Genomic DNA, 18527 nt, shown 5'->3' with positions numbered 1-18527 from the left:
CGTTCATCGCCGTCGCCACAGCAGCGCCACGAAGCACGCCGACACCGTGCACACGAGTCCAGCGACGAAAACGGCGTACTCCCACCACAACATCGTCTCCGAAGCCGACACCCCGCGCTCGTCGGCCTCGATCGCTGAGTTGTACAAGAGCACCGCACCGACGCATACCGACACCAATCCGGCGACCGCGAAGGCACTGCTCCAGATTCGCGGAAGCCGGGCTCGGGGCCCACGGAGGAGAACGAATCCCGCGGCGCCCGCGAGTATCAGCATCACCGGAAGCAGCAACACGACGGCCCGACCCTTCTACGGATTGCAACCCTTGAACACGGTGTTCCAATAGCCGACATTGGGCCGCACCTGCTCCAGGTTCCATTCGTTCTTGAGATAGGGCGGCGCCCAGTCCGCGTGGCAAGTCCACTGATTGTGCATGCTCCAGTAGACATTGTCGGCCCAGTTGGCGCGAACCTTGTGGTACAGCTCGTCGAACGACGCCTGCTTGTTGACAAACGCGGTCAAGCGTCCGCAGTCGGTCGGCACCACGCTCAGCGATTCGACGCCGTCTCGCTTGATCCACTTGAACGAGGCCACGTAGTCCCCGCAGACCGAGCGAGTCGCCTTTTCGACTTCGGCTCGGTCGGCCGAGCGATCCTGGGTGTTCGCCGGTGCCTTCTTCGCGAGTTCGTCGCACCGGGGAACGCCGGGCGTCCAGCCGTCGACACCGGTCTTGATGAAGGCGTTCGGCAACCACGCGCCCGTGTCGAGCCGCTCCCAGATATCGGTGGTGTTCAAGCCGTTCGACACCGACTGCCCCCGTTGCTCGCACACGATCGTCACCACAGCGCCGTCCGGTAGCGCCTTTCCGATCTGCCCCGAACCCATGGAGGGAGCGCTTTGCGGGTAGATTCCGATTTTGGTCCACGCCACGGGGTATCGCGCGTCCGCCTGCGCCGGGGCAGGCAACACCGCGCCGAACACGAGCGCACAGAGGACGGTCGCGAGCGCCGCGCCACGGAAGCGCGCAGAGCGCAGGGACTCATGGAACATGAAGTACTCCAGCGTAGGTGCGGGGGAATGCCGCCAGTTATCGGCAGGCACACTTCGATGGAAGCACGAGAAATCGAGGAAGAACGGTCATCGAAGCACGGAGGACAGGATTGACCGCCACCTTGTGGCAATCGGCAAGGAACAGCCGATTCTCGGCGTGCCGGGCAAGATCTTGCCGCAGCGCTGGAACTGCCGACGCTGGGGCGGCGCGGGGCGTCAGACGAATCGCGGGCCGAGTACATCCGCGTGCCCGTTGCGTCGGCACCAGCTGATCAGATAGTGCGCGTGCTCACCGCACCATCGGAAGACCGCGCCCTGGGTCAGCGGCGTATCGTCGGGTAGCTCTCCGCGTTCCCGAATGATCGGTCCGATGTAGGCGTTCGTCGCCTTGTTCGCGGTGTGCCCGCCCACTTTGGCCACCCGCGCCAGTGACGGGTAGTCCCATGCCGATCCGGCGGCGATCGCGCCGGCCAGTCGTGCGGCGGTGCGGCCATGCGGATCGCCGAAGAGCGTGCACAACGACGGTGGTCCCTCCCGCGGAGGCGACAGGGGCGTACTCCCGCCGGTGGCCGCCCGCCGCACGGCCTCGAGCAAGGCGGGCACGCCCGAGGATTTGTCGTAGTACTCGGCGATCTCGCCGGACCGATCCCGGGCCTCGTCGAGGTGGTCACGCTCCATGCTGTGGCCCTGGGCCGCGAGCAGAACCGCGGTATGGCGGTTGCTGTCGCGTAGCAGGTCGATGACGTCCAAGCCATCGAAGCGATACTCCGAGTCCGGATGGTTCCAGATCAGGTCACAGAGCACGACGTCGAAGCGGAAACGCCCGACCACCTCGCCGCGGACGGCGTCTCCGTCGCCGGCCACGCAGACATTCGACGCCGGAAACGCCTGCGACAGAGTCGGAGCGATGATCTGACCCAGCGGTGAGGCGACCAGCAGCCGCAAGCTTGATTCCATAGCGCGATATTCGACGGTGGATGCCGATCAACGCAAGAGCCCGAATGCGGTGCTTCGCAACAGATTTCGCTCCGGAATGCCTCCGTCGAGCAACATGTTGCTCGTCACCGGGCGCGCCGGGCGGAAACGATCCGAACGCGCCCGCGAGCGGGTGACCGGTGACCCAGGCGACGGCGGACCTGCCTCACACCTGCCGCAGCCACGCGCGCAACAGCAGGGCGCCGCCCACGGCCAGCGCCACCGCGACCGGAACCGGCCACCACGGTCCGTTCCGGCCGAGCAGCCCGCGGGCCAGCCGCAACTGGAACGCGCCGAGCCCGGCCAGGACGAGCAGCCAGACCGGCAGCAGCCCGATGCCGAGCGCCGCGTGCACCGCCCATGCGCCCGCCAAGGTGGGCCCGCCCCAGGAGCCCGCGAGATCGTCTTCTCCTGTGACGAGCGGATAGCAGATGCCCCGGAACGCGGCGATGACCGCCAGCACCGCCAGGAACCAGGTCAGCAAACCGACCGCGCCACTGAGCAGGGAGTGCGACACCGATCGCGCCGCCGAGAACTTGTGCGGGAGAACCGATTCGCCGAGCATTCGCCGCGGCACGCGCAGCCGGGTCGGAATCCGCCGCACGGCCAGCGGCAGTACCCGTAGCGCGTAGGCGGCGTAACGCAGGAGTGCCCGAAGCCACGACATACCGCCGACGGTAGCGCTGTTCGGCCCGCGATTCACCGCAGCAGGCCCGCGTGCACCAGATCGTCGAACAGCAACTGGTCGACCGGCGGGACCAGGGCGCGGTCAGCGTAGCGGAACCACGCGACTTCCTCGATCTCGCTGCTGGCGGCGAGGGTGCCGCGATAGTCGGCGGTATAGCAACTCATCCGCACCACCGCACCGTCCGCCGGGCCGTGCACCGCCTCGTAGGTGCCGACGTGCGCGGCGGTCTCCGGCAGCAGTGCGACGGTGAGTTCCTCCTCGATCTCGCGCAGCAGCGTCTGCAGATCGGTTTCGCCGCCTTCGCGCTTGCCGCCGGGAATATAAAAGACGTCCTTACCCCGCGGCCTGGCGCAGAGGATCCGCCCCTCCTCGATGCGCACCCACGCCACCGTGTCGATCAACTGCCGCACTCGCCCGTCCGCCACCGCCGCAGCCTAACGCCGCGCCGCGCCGGACGCGGGACGGGCGTCGCCGCTCGCCTCAGCGGGACGGGAGCAGGGAGGCGTCCTTGGCTCCGGGGCCGAGAACCGGACGCAGGTCGCGCGGGGCGATGTGTTCGCCGCACTCGGAGCACACCGGCTCGACGGTCGCGAGGTGTCCGCAACCGGTGTGCCTCGTCTGCACCGGCGGGCCGTCCGGCGCGGCCCATTCGTCCCCCCATTGACGCATCGCGGTGACGACCAACCACAGCGAGCGGCCTTTCGGGGTGAGCCGGTAGTCATGGCGCACCGGGTTGTCCTGGTAGGGCTCCTTGGTCAGCACTCCGTGCTCGACGAGGTGCTCGAGGCGCTGGGTGAGCACGTTGCGGGCGATCCCGAGGCGCGCGCGGAAGTCGTCGAAGCGCGTTACGCCGAACAGGGCGTCGCGCACGATCAGCAGCGTCCACCACTCCCCGACCACCTCCAGGCACTGGGCCAGCGAGCAGTTCATGTTCTCGAAGCTCGTCCTGCGCATATCCACCAGCATAGTCAGTTGCTTCATAGAACTCACCACCTTATGGTTCGTTGCATGAAGCAACTCACTACGCGGACTCTCGCCGAGGAATTCGCGCTCACCGAGACCGGTTCCGGCGGTTGGGCAGCGCGGGTCGACCGCTCCTGGCGGGGATGGACCGGACCGCACGGCGGCGTGATCGCGGCACTGCTCATCGAGGTCGCACGCGCGGCGGCCACCGAACCGCTGCCGGTACGGGCCGTGGATCTCCGGTTCTCGGGCCGCCCCACAGAGGGCGTGCTGACCTTCGACGCGACCGAGCACGTCGTCGGCCGCAGCACCGTCGCGCTGGAGGTGCGCGCCGACCAGGACGGCAGTCCGATCGCCGCGGCGTCGGTCACACTCGGACGCACCGTGGAAACCGGCGTCGAGGAGTACGCGGGCCCGCCCGCACCACGGGTACCCGATCCCCAAGCCTGTGCGCCGTTCGCCCTCCCACCCGAAATCGTGCCGGCGGGAGCTCATTTCGACATCCGCCCCGCCGCCGGACCACTGCCGCTCACCGGCGCGGACGAACGGATGATGTGCGCGTGGATCGGACTCGTTCCCGAGATCCCCGCGGACGCGGCGGCGCTGGCCATCCTCGCCGACGCCTTGCCGCCCGCCGTCTTTCCCACCTTGCGCGCACCCGTCGCGATCCCCACCGTCGCGCTGTCGATGCACCTGCACGCCGAACCCACCGGCGGGCTGCCGGTGCTGGTGCGCACGGTGAACGCGTCGACCGGCGGCGGCTGGTCGGTGGACGACACCTCGATCTGGGACCGGAGTGGCTTGCTGCTCGCCTCGGCCCGGCAGACCCGCCGTGTGCTCGGCTGAAACGGAGACGATCGTGCATTCCTCCGCTACGAAGCCGAGCCGGGCCGCCGCCGACTTCCGGGCCGTGCTCGCCGTCGTCTCGATCGGCGTGCTGCTGTCGAGCCTGGACCTGTTCATCGTCAATGTCGCCCTGCCGGATATGGCCGCCGATTTCGGCGGAGCGCGGATCTCGGGGCTGTCCTGGGTGCTCAACGCCTACGCGATCGTGTTCGCCGCCCTGCTGGTCCCGGCGGGACGACTCGGCGACCGCCGCAGCATCCGCACCACCTTCCTGCTCGGGCTCGTGGTGTTCGTCGCCGGGTCGGCACTGTGCGCGACGGCGTGGGACGTCGGGTCACTGGTCGTGTTCCGCGTCGTGCAGGCCGTGGGCGGCGCGCTGCTGACGCCCGCCTCGCTCGGCTTGGTGCTGGCGGCCAGCCCGCCGCAGCGCCGCGCGGCGGCGGTCCGGCTGTGGGTCGCCTTCGGCGGGCTCGGCGCCGCGCTCGGTCCCGTGCTCGGCGGCGTTCTCGTCGAATTCGGCTGGCGCTGGGTATTTCTGGTGAACGTGCCGATCGGCCTGATCGCCGTAGTCGCCGGAGTGCGGATGCTGCCCGATCCGCCGGGCGACGGGGGGCGGCTGCCCGACCTGCTGGGTGCGGCGCTGCTGGTCGGCGCGATCGCCGGACTGGTGCTCGGACTGGTCAAGGGCGCGGACTGGGGGTGGTCCTCGGCGGGCGTGCTGGTCGCTTTCGCGGTGGCGGCGATACTGGCGGTCGCGTTCGTCTTCTCCTCGGCCCGCCACCACAGTCCGGTGGTGGATCCGGCGCTGCTGCGCGCACCCAACTTCGCATGGATGACCGCCAACGCGGTGTTCTTCAACGTCGCCTTCGGCGCGATGCTGCTGTCGGTGGTGCTGTGGGCGCAGAACGTCTGGGGCTGGTCGGCCTTGCGCACCGGTCTGGCCATCGCGCCCGGCCCGCTGATGGTGCCGGTGATCGCCGTCCTGGCGGGGCGGCTGATCGGCCGGATCGGGGCGGGGCCGGTCATCGCCGCGGGCGGTGTCGTCTTCGGCGCGGGCATGCTGTGGTGGGCGCGGGCGATCACCCTGACGCCCGACTACCTCGGCGGTCTGCTCGGCGGGATGGTGGTCAGCGGTATCGGCGTCGGCCTCACCCTGCCGACCGCCTTCGCGGCGGGCACGAGCGGACTGCCGCCGCAGCGGTTCGCGACCGGATCGGCCGTGTTGAGCATGGCGCGCCAGATCGGTCTGGCGGTCGGGGTCGCGGTCCTGGTCGCCGTGCTCGGCACACCCACCGGTCCGGAGGCGGCACTCGACGCGTTCCGGCGCGGGTGGTACGCGACGGCCGCGGTGGCGGTCATCGCGGGTCTGGTCGGCATGGCCGCCCGCATGCCGAAAACCGCTGCCGTGCAATCCGCGTCGGTCACCGAGTCGGTCGTCGCCTGAGCCCGGACGCGGCCGACGCCCGGCATCAGCAGATGCCGGGCGTCGACCGGGGTTTCACACGGCGACGGATCAGCGGCTCAGGCGCTGGAATCGCCGGACCGCGAGCGGCAGGAAGATCGCGGTGATGATCAGCGGCCACACCACGGCCATCAGCAACGCGTGCTGTTCCACCCAGGAATCTCCGCTGCCGACCGGCGTGCCGAACAGCTCCCGGGTCGCGGCCACCGTGGAGGAGATCGGGTTCCACGCCGCGATGACGCCCAGCCAGTCCGGCATCAGCTGGGGTGCGACGAAGATGCTGGAGATCATGGTGAGCGGGAAGGCGACCGCGAACAGCCCGCCCGCGGCCTCCGGGTTCGGCACCAGTAACCCGAGCCACACACCCACCCAGATCAGCGCGAATCGCAGCAACAGCAGCAGACCGAAGGCCGCGGCGCCACGCAGTACTCCTCCGTCCGGCCGCCACCCGATGACCAGGGCGGTCAGCATCAGAATCGCCAACTCGGCGCAGGCCACGATCAGATCGGTGACGCCGCGCCCGGACACCACCGCGGAAGAGGCCATCGGCATCGAGCGGAAGCGGTCGATCACGCCGTTGGTGGCGTCGTAGACGACCACCGTCGCGGTGTTGATGAAGCCGAACGCCATCGTCATGGCGAACATGCCCGGCATCAGGAAGCTGCGGTAGTCACCGCCGCCGGGCACGCTCATCGCGCTGCCGAAGACATAGCCGTACAGCAGTACCGACAGGATCGGGAAGCCGAGTTGCCAGGCGATGTTGATCGGCTGACGCTGATAGTGGGTCAGCCCGCGGCGCACGATATTCCAGCAATCGGCGATCGCCCAGTAGGCGCGGGAACGCGTACGGCTCGGGGTGAGGTCCACGGTGCTCATCGGGTCGCCTCCTCGGTGGTCGTGCGGTGGCCGGTCAACTGCAGGAAGACGTCGTCGAGACTGGGTCTGCGCAAACCGATGTCCTCCACGTCCACACCTTCGTCCTGGAGTGTGCGCGCAACCTCGGTGAGCGCCGCGACGCGCTCGGTGACCGCCGCGGATACCCGTCGTTCGGCGTCGTCGGTCTCCGGTTCGCCGTCGCACACCCGGGCTACCACTTTGGCGACGGCGGGCAGGTCGGCCACGTCCGCGGCCACGACCTCGATGCGGTCGCCGCCCACGGTGCTCTTCAATCCGTCCGGGGTGTCCTCGGCGATGGCGTGTCCTTGATCGATGACGGTGATCCGGGAGGCGAGCTTGTCCGCCTCCTCCAGATACTGCGTTGTCAGCAGCACCGTGGTGCCGTCGGCGACCAAGGCGCGCACCGACTCCCAGACCTCGCCGCGGCTGCGCGGATCGAGTCCGGTGGTGGGCTCGTCGAGGAACAGCACGTCCGGCGCGAGGATCATCGACGCCGCCAGATCGAGCCTGCGGCGCATGCCGCCGCTGTACTTGCCGACGCCGCGGTCACCGGCCTCGGTCAGGTCGAAACGCTCGAGCAGTTCGGTGGCCCGCCGCTTGGCCCGGCGTCCGCCGAGGTGGAACAACCGGCCGAACATCTCCAGGTTCTGCCGCCCAGTGAGCACTTCGTCGACGGCGGCGTACTGGCCGGTCAGCCCGATGCGGGCGCGCACCTCCCGCGGCCGGTGGGCGACGTCGATGCCGGCCACGCTCGCCCGGCCGCCGTCCAGCCGGATCAGCGTGGACAGGATGCGCACCGCGGTGGTCTTGCCCGCGCCGTTGGGCCCGAGCAGCCCGTGCACCGTGCCGCGCCGCACGGTCAGATCGAATCCGTCCAGGGCTCGCTTGTCCCCGTATCTCTTCTCCAGTCCCTCGGCCAGGACCGCGAAATCGTTCACTACTCACCTTCCCGTGGTGTACCCGAAAACTGGGTACAACGTACTCGAATTAGAGTACTGCGTACCCAGTTTTCTGCCAAGCGGATAAGCTGACGATCATGACCGGCACGGAGACCAGCGGCAGCGGCGACATCGCCCGCACCCTCGACCTGCTCTGGGGTGCGGGCCCCCGGCCGAGCCGTGGGCCGAAACCCGGTCTGTCGCTGGACCGGATCGTCGACGCGGCGATCGCGGTGGCCGACGGCGAGGGCCTCGCCGCGGTGACGATGCGCCGGGTCGCGACCGAGCTCGGCACCGGAACCATGTCGCTGTACCGGTACCTGCCCGGCAAGGCCGAACTGCTGGATCTGATGCTCGACCGGGTGCAGGCCCCGATCGACGGCCTCGGCGATCGTCTCGACGGATGGCGTGGCGCACTGGAAACCCTCGCCTACGAATCCCTCGCCATGTACCGGCGCCACCCATGGCTGATCGGAGTGAACCAGTCACGCCCGGTGCTCGGCCCCGGGGCGATGGAAGGCATGGAGAATGTGCTCGGCGCGATCCGGCCGATGGGTTTGCCCGATCGCGAACTCGTGTCGGTGGTGATCATGGTCTCCGGCTACGTGCTGGGCGCGGCCCGCACGCAGCTGTACGAGCAAGAGGCCGAACGCGTCTCGGGCCTGACCGACGCGGAATTCTGGCAGGCGCAGGTCCCCAAGCTGGAACAAGCCATGGCCAGCGGCCGCTACCCGGTCATGGCCGCGCTGTCGGACGACGCGTTCGGCCCGGATTTCGACCACTTCGGTTTCGGGCTACAGCGCATCCTCGACGGCCTGGAACACTATGTGACCCACCGCGACCGCGCTACGCCGCTCGCACCGTGAGCTTCTCGCGCCCGGCCGCCAGCGCAACGTGCGCGACAGCCGCGTCCAGCCCGCGCTTCGGCAGCGGCGCACCGTCGAACATCGTGATCGTGACGGCGTCCTCGGTGAGTTCCCAGATGCCCGCGATGCGTCCGCCGACGACGACGATCGGTGAGATCCAGCCCGCGGTGCGGCTCACCTTCCCGCGGTGGGCGGCGGGCAGCACGACGGTGTCACCGGTGCCGGGCCCCAGCACGTACTGGTCGAAGGCGCCGAGCAGGTGCACCGACGCGCTCGGCGCGGCGTCGGCCACCGCGTCGACCTGATCGGTCGGCAGGAAGGCGCGCCGGCCCTCCACCTCGACTTCGGTGAGTAACTCACCCAGCTCGGCGAACCAGCGCCGGACCGTGGTCTTGCGCAGACTGTTGCGGCTGAGCCAGGCGTCGAAGGTCTCCGGCGTCGCCGGGCCGTAGGCGCGCAGATAGCCGAGCACCGCCACGTGCGCCGCGGCATCCGGTTCGGGCAGTCCGGGCCAGTCGCGCACCAGATGCGCGGGACTGGTGAAGGTCACCTTGGTGCCCCGCGCCGGACCGTGGCACAGCACCCCCTGCCAGGCCAGGGGTTTGAGCAGCGCGCCCCAGCCGGAGCGCAATTCCTCGCCGAGCCGGTGGAATCCCGGCTCGGACACAAGAGCCTCGACCAGTTCCTCGCGGGTGAGCACCGCGCCGTCGAGCACCTCCGCGACCGCCTCGGTCAGCGCCGCCACCTCCGCGGGCGAGGCGCCGAAGTTCTTCTGCCAGGACGGCTTCTCCCAGGTGCGTGCCGAGCCGATCAGCGCCAGGCAGGCCGCGGCCAGGTCCGGAGTGAGCGCGTGCAGGGTGCCGCGCATCGCCCAGGTCTTCAGCAACGTGCCGTCCTCGAGCGCGCGAACCAGTCCGCCCGGTTCCGGTTGCAGGCTGCGCAATGCGACCGCCAGTTCCGCCGCGGAGGTGACCTGGGCCTGCACGCCACACAGACGTTCGGCGATCGCCGCCACCCCCTCGTCCGCACGAGACCGCACATACTGACGATGCAGCCGCCAGGCGAAGACCTGATCCCAGGTGACCTGCAACTGGTGTTCCCCTATCACTCAGCTCAGCAGTGCGCCGAGACCCGCCACCATCGCCACGGCCAGCGCCGACCCGGTCACCGTCATCGCGATCACACCGAGCAGGGCGGTGCGGGTGGTGGCTCGCCGGATCGAGCCGACCGGGTCGGCCAGCCGTTCGGCACGGGCCAGCACCGCGGTGCCCGCCGCGGCCAGCGCACCCGGCGGCGCGGGCTCGACGATGCCGACGATCGCCAGCAGTCCCCCCAGCAGCGACAGCGACCCGTGCTCGTCGGCGGCCTTGTCGTCGGCGCACATCTCCAGCAGGCGCGCGATCTCTGCCGCGCCGACGGGGAACAACCGCAGGCCCGGCAGCGTGGTGGCCACCGCACGCAGCACCGCGGTCAACACCGCGTGCCTGCCGGACAGGTGCGCGCGTTCGTGCGCGAGGACCGCGGCCAGCTGATCGTCGTCCAGCGCGTCCAGGGCGGCGGTGGTGACCACGATGGTGTCGGGCCGTCCCGGCACGCAGTAGACCTGACGCTCCGGCGAATCGAGCACCACCGCCCCGATACCCGGCACCGGCCTGCCGACCAGCCGGACCGCCCGCGCATGGACGCTGGTCCGCCTGCGCATGTCCACTACGACGCCCACCGCGCGCGCCACCAGCGCGGCCGTACCGGTGGCGACCAGCGCCGCCACCGCGAACGTGGCCGCTCGGGTGGCCGCGGCGCCGTGCACGTGCATCGGGGACCACAGGAACGAAACGCAGGCGCGCAACGCGTCCTTCGGATGTCCCCAGTAGGTGGCGAACTCGACGGTCACCAGGGTCGCCGCGATTCCCCACGCGCTCAGCGCACCGACGATCGCGACGACCCAGGCGATCACACCCAGCCGCGGCGCGATACCGCGATGGGTCAGACCGCGCAGCACGGGCGGACCGAAGGTCGCCACGACGCTGCCGTACAGCATCAGAGCTATGGCAAGGCTCACGGCACTTCTGGTGACTTGCGCGCCGCCAGTCTGCGCAGCGCGGCACGCAGTCCGGCCGACTCCTCGGCGCTGATCCGGTCGACGAAATGACTCAGCACCAGATCCGAGCGGCCACCGGAACCCAATGCCTCCAGCATGAGCCGGGCGCTGTGCTCTTCCCTGGTGAGCGTCGGCCAATATCGATAGGCCTTGCCCGCGCGTTCGCGTGCCAGCCAGCCCTTGCGATGCAGGTTGTCCATGGTGGACATCACCGTTGTATAGGCGATGTCCCGCCGAGCCGACAGTTCGTCGAAGATCTCGCGCACCGTTGTGTCCTCTGCGTCCTGATCCCAGATGCGGTCCATGATCACCGCCTCCAGATCCCCGAATCCACGCACCGTACCGACTCCCTCATCCGCGCTGTGCCCCGTCGTGGGAACAGGTTACCGGCAGAGGCGGGTTACTACTGAGGCAACCAGTAGATCGACCCGGCTCGACGGCGCATGTCGGAGCCTTGTGCGAACATATGTTCGTGTCCGAAGCGCCCGTCCCCCGATCCGGCAGGCCCCGGATACTCGCGCGGGCGGACGCATCGATCCTGCACGCGGATCTCGATTCCTTCTATGCCTCGGTCGAGCAGCGTGACGACCCACGGCTGCGCGGTAAGCCGGTGATCGTCGGCGGCGGGGTGGTACTGGCCGCCAGCTACGAGGCGAAGGCGTTCGGCGTGCGCACCCCGATGAACGGCGGGCAGGCGCGCCGGTTGTGCCCGCACGCGATCGTGGTGCCCCCGCGCATGTCCGCCTACGCCGAGGCCAGCAAAGCCGTCTTCGACATTTTCCGCGACACCACTCCCGTCGTGGAGGGCGTCTCCATCGACGAGGCGTTTCTCGACGTCGGCGGGCTGCGCCGGATCTCGGGTGAGCCGGTCGCCATCGCGACGCGGCTGCGCGCCCAAGTGCGCGAGCGCGTCGGCTTGCCGATCTCGGTAGGGATCGCCCGTACCAAGTTCCTGGCCAAGGTGGCCAGTGCGGTCGCCAAACCCGACGGGTTGCGGCTGGTGCCGCCGGGGGGCGAACTGGACTTCCTGCATCCGCTGCCGGTCGAAAGGCTATGGGGTGTAGGCGATGTCACCGCACGCACGTTGCACGAGCACGGTATCACCCGGGTCGGTCAGCTGGCCGAGCTGGGTGAGAGCCCGCTGCGGGCGATACTCGGCCCCGCCGCGGCCCGCCATCTCCACGCCTTGTCCTGGGCGCGTGACCCGCGCCGCGTCGAGACCGGTCGGCGGCGGCGCTCGATCGGCGCCCAGCGCGCCCTCGGTCGCAGGCGTCGTCCCCCCGACGAGATCGAGGCCTACCTGCACGGACTCACCGATCGGCTCGGCAGACGCCTGCGCGCGGCCAACCGCGTGTGCCGAACCGTGGTGCTTCGCCTGCGTTTCGACGATTTCACCCGGGCCACCCGGTCCCACACCCTGGCCGAGGCCACCGACCACACCGCGACGATCCTGAGTGCGTCCCGCGCGCTGCTCACCGCGGCGATGCCGCTGATCCAGGAACGCGGTCTCACTCTGATCGGTCTCGCGCTGACCAACCTCGACGACGCCGACGCCGTGCAGCTCACCCTGCCCTTCGAGCCCCGCGCCGCCAACACCCTCGACACGACCCTCGACGACCTGCGCAAGCGCTTCGGCTCCGCCGCCGTCACCCGCGCCGCCCTCCTGCACCGCGGCGAGGGCCTTTCGGTACCCCTGCTGCCCGATTGACCAGCTCAGCCGCACGCGAACGCCCGTCCAGCCCTTGCGCAGCCGACCAGGACCGGACCCGCGCATGCTCAGTACGACCGCTTCGGCCGCTTGTCCATCAGCCGCAGGATCAGCGGGGTGAAGATCAGCTGCATGGCCAGCTCCATCTTGCCGCCGGGCACCACGATGCAATTGGTCCGCGACATGAACGAGTCGTGCAGCATCGACAGCAGATACGGGAAGTCGATGACCTTCGGATCCGCGAACCGGATCACCACGAAGCTCTCGTCGGCGGTCGGAATGGTCCGCGCGATAAAAGGATTCGAGGTGTCCACGGTCGGCACCCGCTGGAAGTTGACGTAGGTGCGGGAGAACTGCGGGCAGATGTAGGTGACGTAGTCCGGCATCCGCCGCAGGATCGTGTCGATCACGGCCTCACTGGAGTATCCGCGCTCGGTCTTGTCCCGGATCACCTTCTGAATCCACTCCAGGTTGATGATCGGCACGACGCCGACCAGCAGATCGGTGTGCCGAGCCACATCCACCGTGGAGGTGACCGCCGCGCCGTGCAGACCTTCGTAGAACAGCAGGTCACTGCCGGGCGCCAGTTCCTCCCACGGCGTGAAGGTCCCTGGTGGCTGCCCGTAGGGCTTGGCCTCGGTCTCGTCGTGCAGATATCGGCGCACGGTCCCGACACCGGTCTCGCCGTAGTCGCGAAACAGCGTCTCCAATTCCTTCAGCAGATTCGCCTCCTCACCGAAGTGCGAGAACCGCAGATTGCGGTTCTGCTCGGCTTCGGCCATGGCCGATTTCATCTCGTTGCGGTCGTAGCGGTGGAACGAATCGCCCTCGACGATCGCGGCGTTGATCCCTTCGCGGCGGAAGATCTCCTGGAAGGTCCGGGTCACGCTGGAGGTCCCCGCGCCGGAGGACCCGGTGATCGCGACGACGGGGTGCTTGACCGACATGGTTCTCCTCTTCAGCGCTGGGCCGGGCGAAACAGCGAGCGCGTGCCGAACAGCGAGCTGTCGAAGCTGGGTCCCTCGTCGGGTTCGCGGTGATACCGCTCGATGCGCTCGACTTCGTTGCGGGAGCCGAAGATCAGCGGCACCCGCTGGTGGACCTCGCCCGGCGTCACCTCCAGCACCCGCTCGCTGCCGGTGGTCGCCGCACCGCCGGCCTGTTCGACGATGAACGCGATCGGATTGGCGCCGTAGAGCAACGCGACCCGGCCCGGGCGGGTGGGCGGGCGGGTGTCGCGCGGATACAGGTAGACCCCGCCACGGGTGAGGATGTGGAAGGTGTCGGCGACCAGCGAGGCCACCCAGCGCATATTGAAATCGCGCTCGCGCGGGCCGTCCACGCCGTCCAGGCACTCGTGCACGTAGCGGCGCACCGGCCGTTCCCAGAATCGCTCGTTGGCCGCGTTGATCGCGAAGCCGGAGGTGTCCTCCGGGATGCGCATCCGGGGGTGGGTCAGCACGAACGCGCCGATCTCCCGGTCCAGGGTGAATCCGTCCACCCCGCTACCGGTCGTCAGCACCAGCATGGTCGCGGGCCCGTACAGGGTGAACCCCGCGCACACCTGCTCGACGCCCGGCTGCAGGAAATCCTTCGCGCTCGGAGTGCTGGTGGCGCCGCCGCCCCGCGCGGGCGCACGCAGCACGCTGAAGATCGTGCCCACCGGCAGGTTGACGTCGATGTTGGACGAACCGTCCAGGGGATCGAACGCCAACAGGTACTTGCCGCGCCGATGCGTGTCGGGCACCGGATGGATGTCGCTGATCTGCTCGGACAGCAACGCCGAAAGATGACCCGTCCACTGAGTTTCGGCGACCATGATGTCGTTGCTGATCGCGTCCAGCTCGCGATGCACGGTCGGTGGCGGATTGTCCGGATTCACGGGTGGGAGTCGGGCGGGATTGATCACCGCACCGATCGATCCGGCGATCGCGCCCCGGGTGACCTGATTCGCGACGATCTTCGTCGCCGTCGCGATCACGTTCACCAAGGCGGAGAACTCACCGGAGGATCCGGGATGCCGGTGCTCCTGCTCGATCGTGTAGCGGGTGAGGGTTTTCAGTCCTTCTGGCATCGCGCCTCGATCTCGTCACCGGAGGGCTCGCACGGCCGGCCCGCCGGGTGGCTCGGGTTCGGTGAACACGCTGCTGCCGTAGACATCCCGGTCGGTCAGCGTGATCAGATCGGTCTTGGTCAGCGGTCTGCGCAGCTCGACGAGACGTTTGGCCTGGCGCAGCCGGCACCGGTCGAGGGCGTTGCGCACGCTGCGCGCGTTGGAGAAGCGCGGACGGGCCATCCGTCGTTCCAGGTATTCGCCGAACGCCGTCCGCGCCGCGTCCTCGAAGCGGAAGTTCTCCGCGGCCACCATGAGTTCGGCGATGCCGAGCAGTTCCGCGTGGGTGTAGTCGGCGAACTCCAGGTGATGGGCCACCCGCGAGGACAGTCCCGGATTGGCGGAGAAGAAGCGGTCCATCCGATCCGGGTACCCGGCGAAGATCACCACCAGGCTGGCGCGCTCGTTCTCCATCTCCTGCAACAGGATCTCGATCACCTCCTGCCCGTAGTCGCGTTCGTTCTCCGGCCGGAACAGGTAGTAGGCCTCGTCGATGAACAGCACGCCACCCGCCGCCTTGGCCAGCGCCTCCTTCGTCTTCGGCGCGGTGTGCCCGATGAACTGGCCCACCAGGTCGTCCCGGGTGACGGTGTGCACCTTCGGTTTCCGGATGTAGCCGAGGGCGTGCAGCATCTGCGCCATCCGCAACGCCACCGTGGTCTTGCCGGTGCCGGGCCCGCCGGTGAAGCTCATGTGCATGGTGGGCCGCGACGAGCTCAGCCCGAACCGCTGACGGGCGCGATCGATCAGCAGCAGCGCCGCGATCTCGCGCACCCGCCGCTTCACCGGCGCCAGCCCGATCAGTTCCGCGTCCAGCCTGCGCAGCGTCTCCTCCACGTCGTGGCCCGCGATGTCGGTGGACAGATCCAGCACCGCGTCCTCGTCCAGGATCTCCGGCGCCTCGGGTTCGGCGGGCGCCGTCCGCACCGCGCCGGGGACCTCGGCCCCCGGACGGTGCAGACGGAATCCCGAGCCGTTGCGCTCAGCCGCCATACCGGTCTCCCGGGCGGACGGTCGTGGCGTACGAGTGCAGGCCGTAGGTTTGCCGGCGGTCCGGGCCCTCGGTGCGGGTGAGCACGAAGCCGGGCTCGTCGGGCGGGCGCTGCACCAGGAAGCTCAGCGCCGTGCTCTGCCTGGTGTAGCGCGCGTCGTAGGCCAGCACCCGCACGTAGTGGCGCGGGAAAGTCGCCCGGCAGGCGTTGATCTCGGCCAGCACGCCGTCGGGCTCGTCCAGATCGAACAGCGGCAACCCCCACATCTCCCAGTAGGCGTTGCGCGGATGCGGATCGTCGGTGTACTCGATGGAGACCGGCCAGCTGTTGAGCAGCGCGTAGCGCACCTGCGCGGCGATCTGCTCGTCGGTCAGCGGCGGGAGGTAGCAGAACGTTCCGTGCCGGAGATACATGGCTTGTCCTTCCTGGTTGCTCAGCGACTGACCGTCGGCACGGCGTCCGGCGCGTCGGTGGAGGTGTAGTCGAAGGTGACATCGCCCCAGGTGGCCAGCGCGACGTCGAGCGGGCGGCAGATCTCGGCAGCCTTCCGCAACACCTCCGGCCCTTCCTTCAGTAGGTCACGGCCTTCGTTGCGGGCCTGCACGACCGCCTCCAGCGCCACCCGGTTCGCCTCCGCGCCCGCGGCGATGCCGAGCGGATGCCCGATCGTGCCGCCGCCGAACTGCAGCACCACGTCGTCGCCGAACAGGTCGAGCAGCTGATGCATCTGCCCGGCGTGGATGCCGCCGGAGGCCACCGGCATCACACCCGGCAGGCTCGCCCAGTGCTGGTCGAAGAAGATCCCGTTGGCCGGCTCGGTCCGAATGTGGTTCTCCCGCAATGTGTCGTAGAACCCCTTCGTCGTCGCCGGGTCGCCCTCGAGCTTCCCGACCACGGTGCCCGCGTGCAGATGGTCGACGCCGATCAGCCTGCACCACTTGGCCAGCACACGGAAGCTGACACCGTGGGTCTTCTGCCGGGTGTAGGTGGAATGCCCCGCGCGATGCAGATGCAGCAGCACCCCGTTGCGGCGCGCCCAGTGCGACATCGACTGCATCGCGGTGAATCCGACGGTGAGGTCCATCATGATGACGACGCTGCCGAGCTCCTTGGCGAACTCCGCGCGCTCGTACATCTCCTCCATCGATGCCGCGGTCACGTTCAGGTAGTGGCCTTTGATCTCGCCGGTCTCGGCCATCGCCCGGTTCACGCCCTCCATCGCGAACAGGTACCGGTCACGCCAGCGCATGAACGGCTGCGAGTTGATGTTCTCGTCGTCCTTGGTGAAATCCAGGCCGCCCTTGCACGCCTCGTAGATCACCCGGCCGTAATTGCGCGCCGATAGCCCGAGTTTCGGTTTCACCGTCGCACCGAGCAGCGGCCTGCCGTATTTGTTGAGATATTCGCGTTCCATCACCGTGCCGTGCGGCGGCCCCTGGAACGTCTTCACGTACGCCACCGGAATGCGCATGTCCTCCAGCCGCAGCGCGAGCAGCGGCTTGAATCCGAACACGTTGCCGATGATCGAGGAGGTCAAGTTCGTGATCGACCCTTCCTCGAACAGGTCGAGATCGTAGGCGATATAGGCGAAGTACTCTCCCGGTCGCCCGGGAACCTCATCGATCCGGTAACACTTCGCCTGATAGCGCGAGTGCGCGGTGAGCCGGTCGGTCCACACCACCGTCCACGTCGCCGTGGAGGATTCACCCGCCACCGCGGCAGCGGCCTCGATCGGATCGACGCCACGTTGCGGGGTCACCCGGAACACGGCGAGCACGTCGGTTTCCGACGGCTGGTAGTCGGGGGCGTAATAGCCCATCGACGCATAGGATTGGACACCCGGATCCCAGCGGTCACGTTCGATTTCTTCGGCCATCGTTCCTCCTGCTGTGCCACTGGGGGGACACCCGCACCCGGGTGAACGGGCGTGCCTTGGGATTTCCAGGATGACGGGCCGGATACCGACAAACAATTTGATTGTTCCTCGCGACACCCAACATATTCATTGAGTTTGTTACCGTTCTTCGGTGGGTATGGTGAGTGCGGCTCGGATGGAAACCTTCCTGGCCGTGTCCCGCCAAGGCAGCATCCGCCGGGCCGCCACGCAGCTGCACATCACCGAGGCCGCCGTCTCCGCGGCCGTCGCGCACATCGAGAAACAGCTGGGCGCCAAGCTCGTCGCGAAAGCCGGGCGCGGGATCGCGCTCACCGAGGCGGGTCGCGTCTACGCCGAGTACTGCCGCGGAATTCTCGGGCTGATGAAAGAGGCCCAGGCCGCCGTGCGCCGTGCCGAGACCGGACGGCTGCGGATCGGCGTGGTCGCCACCGCGGGCGAATACGTCCTGCTGCGGCCGCTGGCCTCGTTCCGCCGCCGGTTCCCCGATATCGAGCTGAGCCTGTCGGTGCACCCGCGCGACGCGCTGTTCCTGGAATTGCAGCACCACGAAACGGATCTCGTCATCGCGGGGCGTCCGCCACGGGGCACGGGGCTGGTGGTGCGCGCGCGGCGATCGAGCCGCCTGGTCGTGGTCGGCCTGCCGGAACTGGACCCGCTGCACACCACCTGGTTGCTGCGCGGCCGCGGCTCGGGCACCCGCGAAGCCACCCTCGCGCTGCTCGACCAGCTTCGGATCGAACCGCCCACGCTCACCCTCGGCTCACACGGCGCTGCCCTGGCCGCCGCGCGAGAAGGTCTGGGCGTCACGCTGATCCACAGCGACGCGATATCCCAGGATCTGGAGAACGGCGTGCTGCGCGTCCTCCCGGTGGAGGGCACCCCGCTGGACCGTCCGTGGCATGCCGTCACCACCCGCACCCCGACCCCGACCACCCGCCTGTTCCTCACCCATCTGCTCGACCCCGCCGAGGTCGGCTCCGACGCCTTCCACCCGCACTGACCTGCCCGCCCCTCCCGGCACGGGACGAAACCACCGG

Annotated in this window: 21 protein-coding genes; 5 read left to right on the top strand and 16 right to left on the bottom strand. The window is 69.0% G+C overall.

Annotation, left to right across the window (positions count from 1 at the left end; all coding sequences use genetic code 11):
* Positions 1–3: 3 nt before the first annotated feature.
* From LTT66_RS30385 to LTT66_RS30360, 6 genes are all read right to left on the bottom strand, one after another.
* The gene (locus tag LTT66_RS30385; RefSeq protein ID WP_233061980.1) at positions 4–291 is read right to left on the bottom strand and encodes a hypothetical protein; all 288 of its coding nucleotides are present in this window, start codon (positions 289–291) and stop codon (positions 4–6) included.
* 15 nt (positions 292–306) lie between these two features.
* The gene (locus LTT66_RS30380) at positions 307–1098 is read right to left on the bottom strand and encodes a DUF2599 domain-containing protein (protein ID WP_233061979.1); all 792 of its coding nucleotides are present in this window, start codon (positions 1096–1098) and stop codon (positions 307–309) included.
* Between the two features lie 165 nt (positions 1099–1263).
* On the bottom strand, positions 1264–2004 hold the full coding sequence (locus LTT66_RS30375; protein WP_233061978.1) for an MSMEG_1198 family transcriptional regulator: 741 nt from the start codon (positions 2002–2004) through the stop codon (positions 1264–1266).
* Between the two features lie 184 nt (positions 2005–2188).
* Positions 2189–2689, bottom strand: a complete 501-nt coding sequence (locus LTT66_RS30370) for a hypothetical protein (RefSeq protein WP_233061977.1) — start codon at positions 2687–2689, stop codon at positions 2189–2191.
* Positions 2690–2721: 32 nt separating this feature from the next.
* A complete protein-coding gene (locus tag LTT66_RS30365) occupies positions 2722–3135 on the bottom strand; it encodes an NUDIX hydrolase (RefSeq protein WP_233061976.1) in 414 nt (137 codons plus the stop codon).
* A gap of 55 nt (positions 3136–3190) precedes the next feature.
* Positions 3191–3664, bottom strand: a complete 474-nt coding sequence (locus tag LTT66_RS30360; protein WP_233069449.1) for a winged helix-turn-helix transcriptional regulator — start codon at positions 3662–3664, stop codon at positions 3191–3193.
* A gap of 54 nt (positions 3665–3718) precedes the next feature.
* Here LTT66_RS30360 and LTT66_RS30355 point away from each other — a divergent pair, with 54 nt between their 5' ends.
* Together LTT66_RS30355 and LTT66_RS30350 are read left to right on the top strand one after the other, a co-directional pair.
* A complete protein-coding gene (locus LTT66_RS30355) occupies positions 3719–4519 on the top strand; it encodes an acyl-CoA thioesterase (protein WP_233061975.1) in 801 nt (266 codons plus the stop codon).
* Positions 4520–4532: 13 nt separating this feature from the next.
* Positions 4533–5963, top strand: coding sequence for an MFS transporter (locus tag LTT66_RS30350; protein ID WP_233061974.1), 1431 nt, complete (start codon positions 4533–4535; stop codon positions 5961–5963).
* 69 nt (positions 5964–6032) lie between these two features.
* Here LTT66_RS30350 and LTT66_RS30345 read toward each other — a convergent pair whose 3' ends face one another.
* Both LTT66_RS30345 and LTT66_RS30340 read right to left on the bottom strand, forming a co-directional pair.
* Complete coding sequence (locus LTT66_RS30345; protein ID WP_195100286.1) at positions 6033–6857, bottom strand: ABC transporter permease; 825 nt, start codon at positions 6855–6857, stop codon at positions 6033–6035.
* Positions 6854–7816 (bottom strand): ATP-binding cassette domain-containing protein, encoded by a 963-nt coding sequence (locus tag LTT66_RS30340; protein WP_233061973.1) that lies wholly within the window; start codon positions 7814–7816, stop codon positions 6854–6856. Before LTT66_RS30340 ends, LTT66_RS30345 begins: the two co-directional genes overlap by 4 nt.
* A gap of 98 nt (positions 7817–7914) precedes the next feature.
* On the opposite strand from LTT66_RS30340, the gene LTT66_RS30335 reads away from it, so the two are divergent.
* The gene (locus LTT66_RS30335; protein WP_233061972.1) at positions 7915–8682 is read left to right on the top strand and encodes a TetR/AcrR family transcriptional regulator; all 768 of its coding nucleotides are present in this window, start codon (positions 7915–7917) and stop codon (positions 8680–8682) included.
* Here the strand turns inward: LTT66_RS30335 and LTT66_RS30330 are convergent.
* Genes LTT66_RS30330 through LTT66_RS30320 form a run of 3 tightly spaced genes read right to left on the bottom strand, consistent with a single transcriptional unit; the run spans position 8663 to position 11085 of the window.
* Positions 8663–9790 (bottom strand): winged helix DNA-binding domain-containing protein, encoded by a 1128-nt coding sequence (locus LTT66_RS30330; RefSeq protein ID WP_233061971.1) that lies wholly within the window; start codon positions 9788–9790, stop codon positions 8663–8665. The two genes, LTT66_RS30335 and LTT66_RS30330, sit on opposite strands and share 20 nt — an antisense overlap.
* Positions 9791–10720: a M56 family metallopeptidase gene (locus LTT66_RS30325; RefSeq protein WP_233061970.1), complete on the bottom strand. Its 930-nt coding sequence runs from the start codon at positions 10718–10720 to the stop codon at positions 9791–9793. It abuts the gene before it with no gap.
* Between the two features lie 17 nt (positions 10721–10737).
* Positions 10738–11085 carry a BlaI/MecI/CopY family transcriptional regulator gene (locus LTT66_RS30320; RefSeq protein WP_063048914.1) on the bottom strand — a complete coding sequence of 116 codons (348 nt, stop codon included), beginning with the start codon at positions 11083–11085 and terminating at the stop codon, positions 10738–10740.
* Between the two features lie 161 nt (positions 11086–11246).
* Between LTT66_RS30320 and dinB the strand changes: the two genes are divergently transcribed.
* Positions 11247–12488: a DNA polymerase IV gene (dinB, locus tag LTT66_RS30315; RefSeq protein WP_233061969.1), complete on the top strand. Its 1242-nt coding sequence runs from the start codon at positions 11247–11249 to the stop codon at positions 12486–12488.
* Positions 12489–12556: 68 nt separating this feature from the next.
* Here dinB and LTT66_RS30310 read toward each other — a convergent pair whose 3' ends face one another.
* From LTT66_RS30310 to LTT66_RS30290, 5 genes are read right to left on the bottom strand one after another with little or no spacing between them, the layout of a single operon-like run.
* Positions 12557–13435 (bottom strand): phosphoribulokinase, encoded by an 879-nt coding sequence (locus tag LTT66_RS30310; protein WP_195068240.1) that lies wholly within the window; start codon positions 13433–13435, stop codon positions 12557–12559.
* 11 nt (positions 13436–13446) lie between these two features.
* Positions 13447–14562: a class 1 fructose-bisphosphatase gene (locus LTT66_RS30305; protein WP_233061968.1), complete on the bottom strand. Its 1116-nt coding sequence runs from the start codon at positions 14560–14562 to the stop codon at positions 13447–13449.
* 15 nt (positions 14563–14577) lie between these two features.
* Positions 14578–15594 (bottom strand): AAA family ATPase, encoded by a 1017-nt coding sequence (locus tag LTT66_RS30300; protein WP_233061967.1) that lies wholly within the window; start codon positions 15592–15594, stop codon positions 14578–14580.
* Positions 15584–16006, bottom strand: a complete 423-nt coding sequence (locus LTT66_RS30295; RefSeq protein WP_233061966.1) for a ribulose bisphosphate carboxylase small subunit — start codon at positions 16004–16006, stop codon at positions 15584–15586. Before LTT66_RS30295 ends, LTT66_RS30300 begins: the two co-directional genes overlap by 11 nt.
* Positions 16007–16026: 20 nt before the next feature.
* Positions 16027–17469: a form I ribulose bisphosphate carboxylase large subunit gene (locus LTT66_RS30290; protein ID WP_195068237.1), complete on the bottom strand. Its 1443-nt coding sequence runs from the start codon at positions 17467–17469 to the stop codon at positions 16027–16029.
* A 157-nt stretch (positions 17470–17626) separates the two neighbouring features.
* Between LTT66_RS30290 and LTT66_RS30285 the strand changes: the two genes are divergently transcribed.
* Complete coding sequence (locus tag LTT66_RS30285) at positions 17627–18490, top strand: LysR family transcriptional regulator (RefSeq protein ID WP_228820753.1); 864 nt, start codon at positions 17627–17629, stop codon at positions 18488–18490.
* Positions 18491–18527: the final 37 nt, after the last annotated feature.

The organism is Nocardia gipuzkoensis (genome assembly GCF_021183645.1).
In the GTDB taxonomy this organism is placed as follows: Bacteria; Actinomycetota; Actinomycetes; order Mycobacteriales; family Mycobacteriaceae; genus Nocardia; species Nocardia abscessus.
This window is presented reverse-complemented; position numbering and strand designations above follow the sequence as displayed.

Excerpts from the sequence above, each read along its gene's own strand:
- LTT66_RS30375 (WP_233061978.1), bottom strand. The coding sequence starts at position 2,004 with ATGGAATCAAGCTTGCGGCTGCTGGTCGCCTCACCGCTGGGTCAGATC.
- LTT66_RS30370 (WP_233061977.1), bottom strand. The coding sequence starts at position 2,689 with ATGTCGTGGCTTCGGGCACTCCTGCGTTACGCCGCCTACGCGCTACGG.
- LTT66_RS30360 (WP_233069449.1), bottom strand. The coding sequence starts at position 3,664 with ATGCGCAGGACGAGCTTCGAGAACATGAACTGCTCGCTGGCCCAGTGC.
- LTT66_RS30355 (WP_233061975.1), top strand. The coding sequence starts at position 3,719 with ATGAAGCAACTCACTACGCGGACTCTCGCCGAGGAATTCGCGCTCACC.
- LTT66_RS30345 (WP_195100286.1), bottom strand. The coding sequence starts at position 6,857 with ATGAGCACCGTGGACCTCACCCCGAGCCGTACGCGTTCCCGCGCCTAC.
- LTT66_RS30335 (WP_233061972.1), top strand. The coding sequence starts at position 7,915 with ATGACCGGCACGGAGACCAGCGGCAGCGGCGACATCGCCCGCACCCTC.
- LTT66_RS30325 (WP_233061970.1), bottom strand. The coding sequence starts at position 10,720 with ATGCTGTACGGCAGCGTCGTGGCGACCTTCGGTCCGCCCGTGCTGCGC.
- LTT66_RS30320 (WP_063048914.1), bottom strand. The coding sequence starts at position 11,085 with ATGGACCGCATCTGGGATCAGGACGCAGAGGACACAACGGTGCGCGAG.
- dinB (WP_233061969.1), top strand. The coding sequence starts at position 11,247 with ATGTTCGTGTCCGAAGCGCCCGTCCCCCGATCCGGCAGGCCCCGGATA.
- LTT66_RS30310 (WP_195068240.1), bottom strand. The coding sequence starts at position 13,435 with ATGTCGGTCAAGCACCCCGTCGTCGCGATCACCGGGTCCTCCGGCGCG.
- LTT66_RS30305 (WP_233061968.1), bottom strand. The coding sequence starts at position 14,562 with ATGCCAGAAGGACTGAAAACCCTCACCCGCTACACGATCGAGCAGGAG.
- LTT66_RS30300 (WP_233061967.1), bottom strand. The coding sequence starts at position 15,594 with ATGGCGGCTGAGCGCAACGGCTCGGGATTCCGTCTGCACCGTCCGGGG.
- LTT66_RS30295 (WP_233061966.1), bottom strand. The coding sequence starts at position 16,006 with ATGTATCTCCGGCACGGAACGTTCTGCTACCTCCCGCCGCTGACCGAC.
- LTT66_RS30290 (WP_195068237.1), bottom strand. The coding sequence starts at position 17,469 with ATGGCCGAAGAAATCGAACGTGACCGCTGGGATCCGGGTGTCCAATCC.
- LTT66_RS30285 (WP_228820753.1), top strand. The coding sequence starts at position 17,627 with ATGGTGAGTGCGGCTCGGATGGAAACCTTCCTGGCCGTGTCCCGCCAA.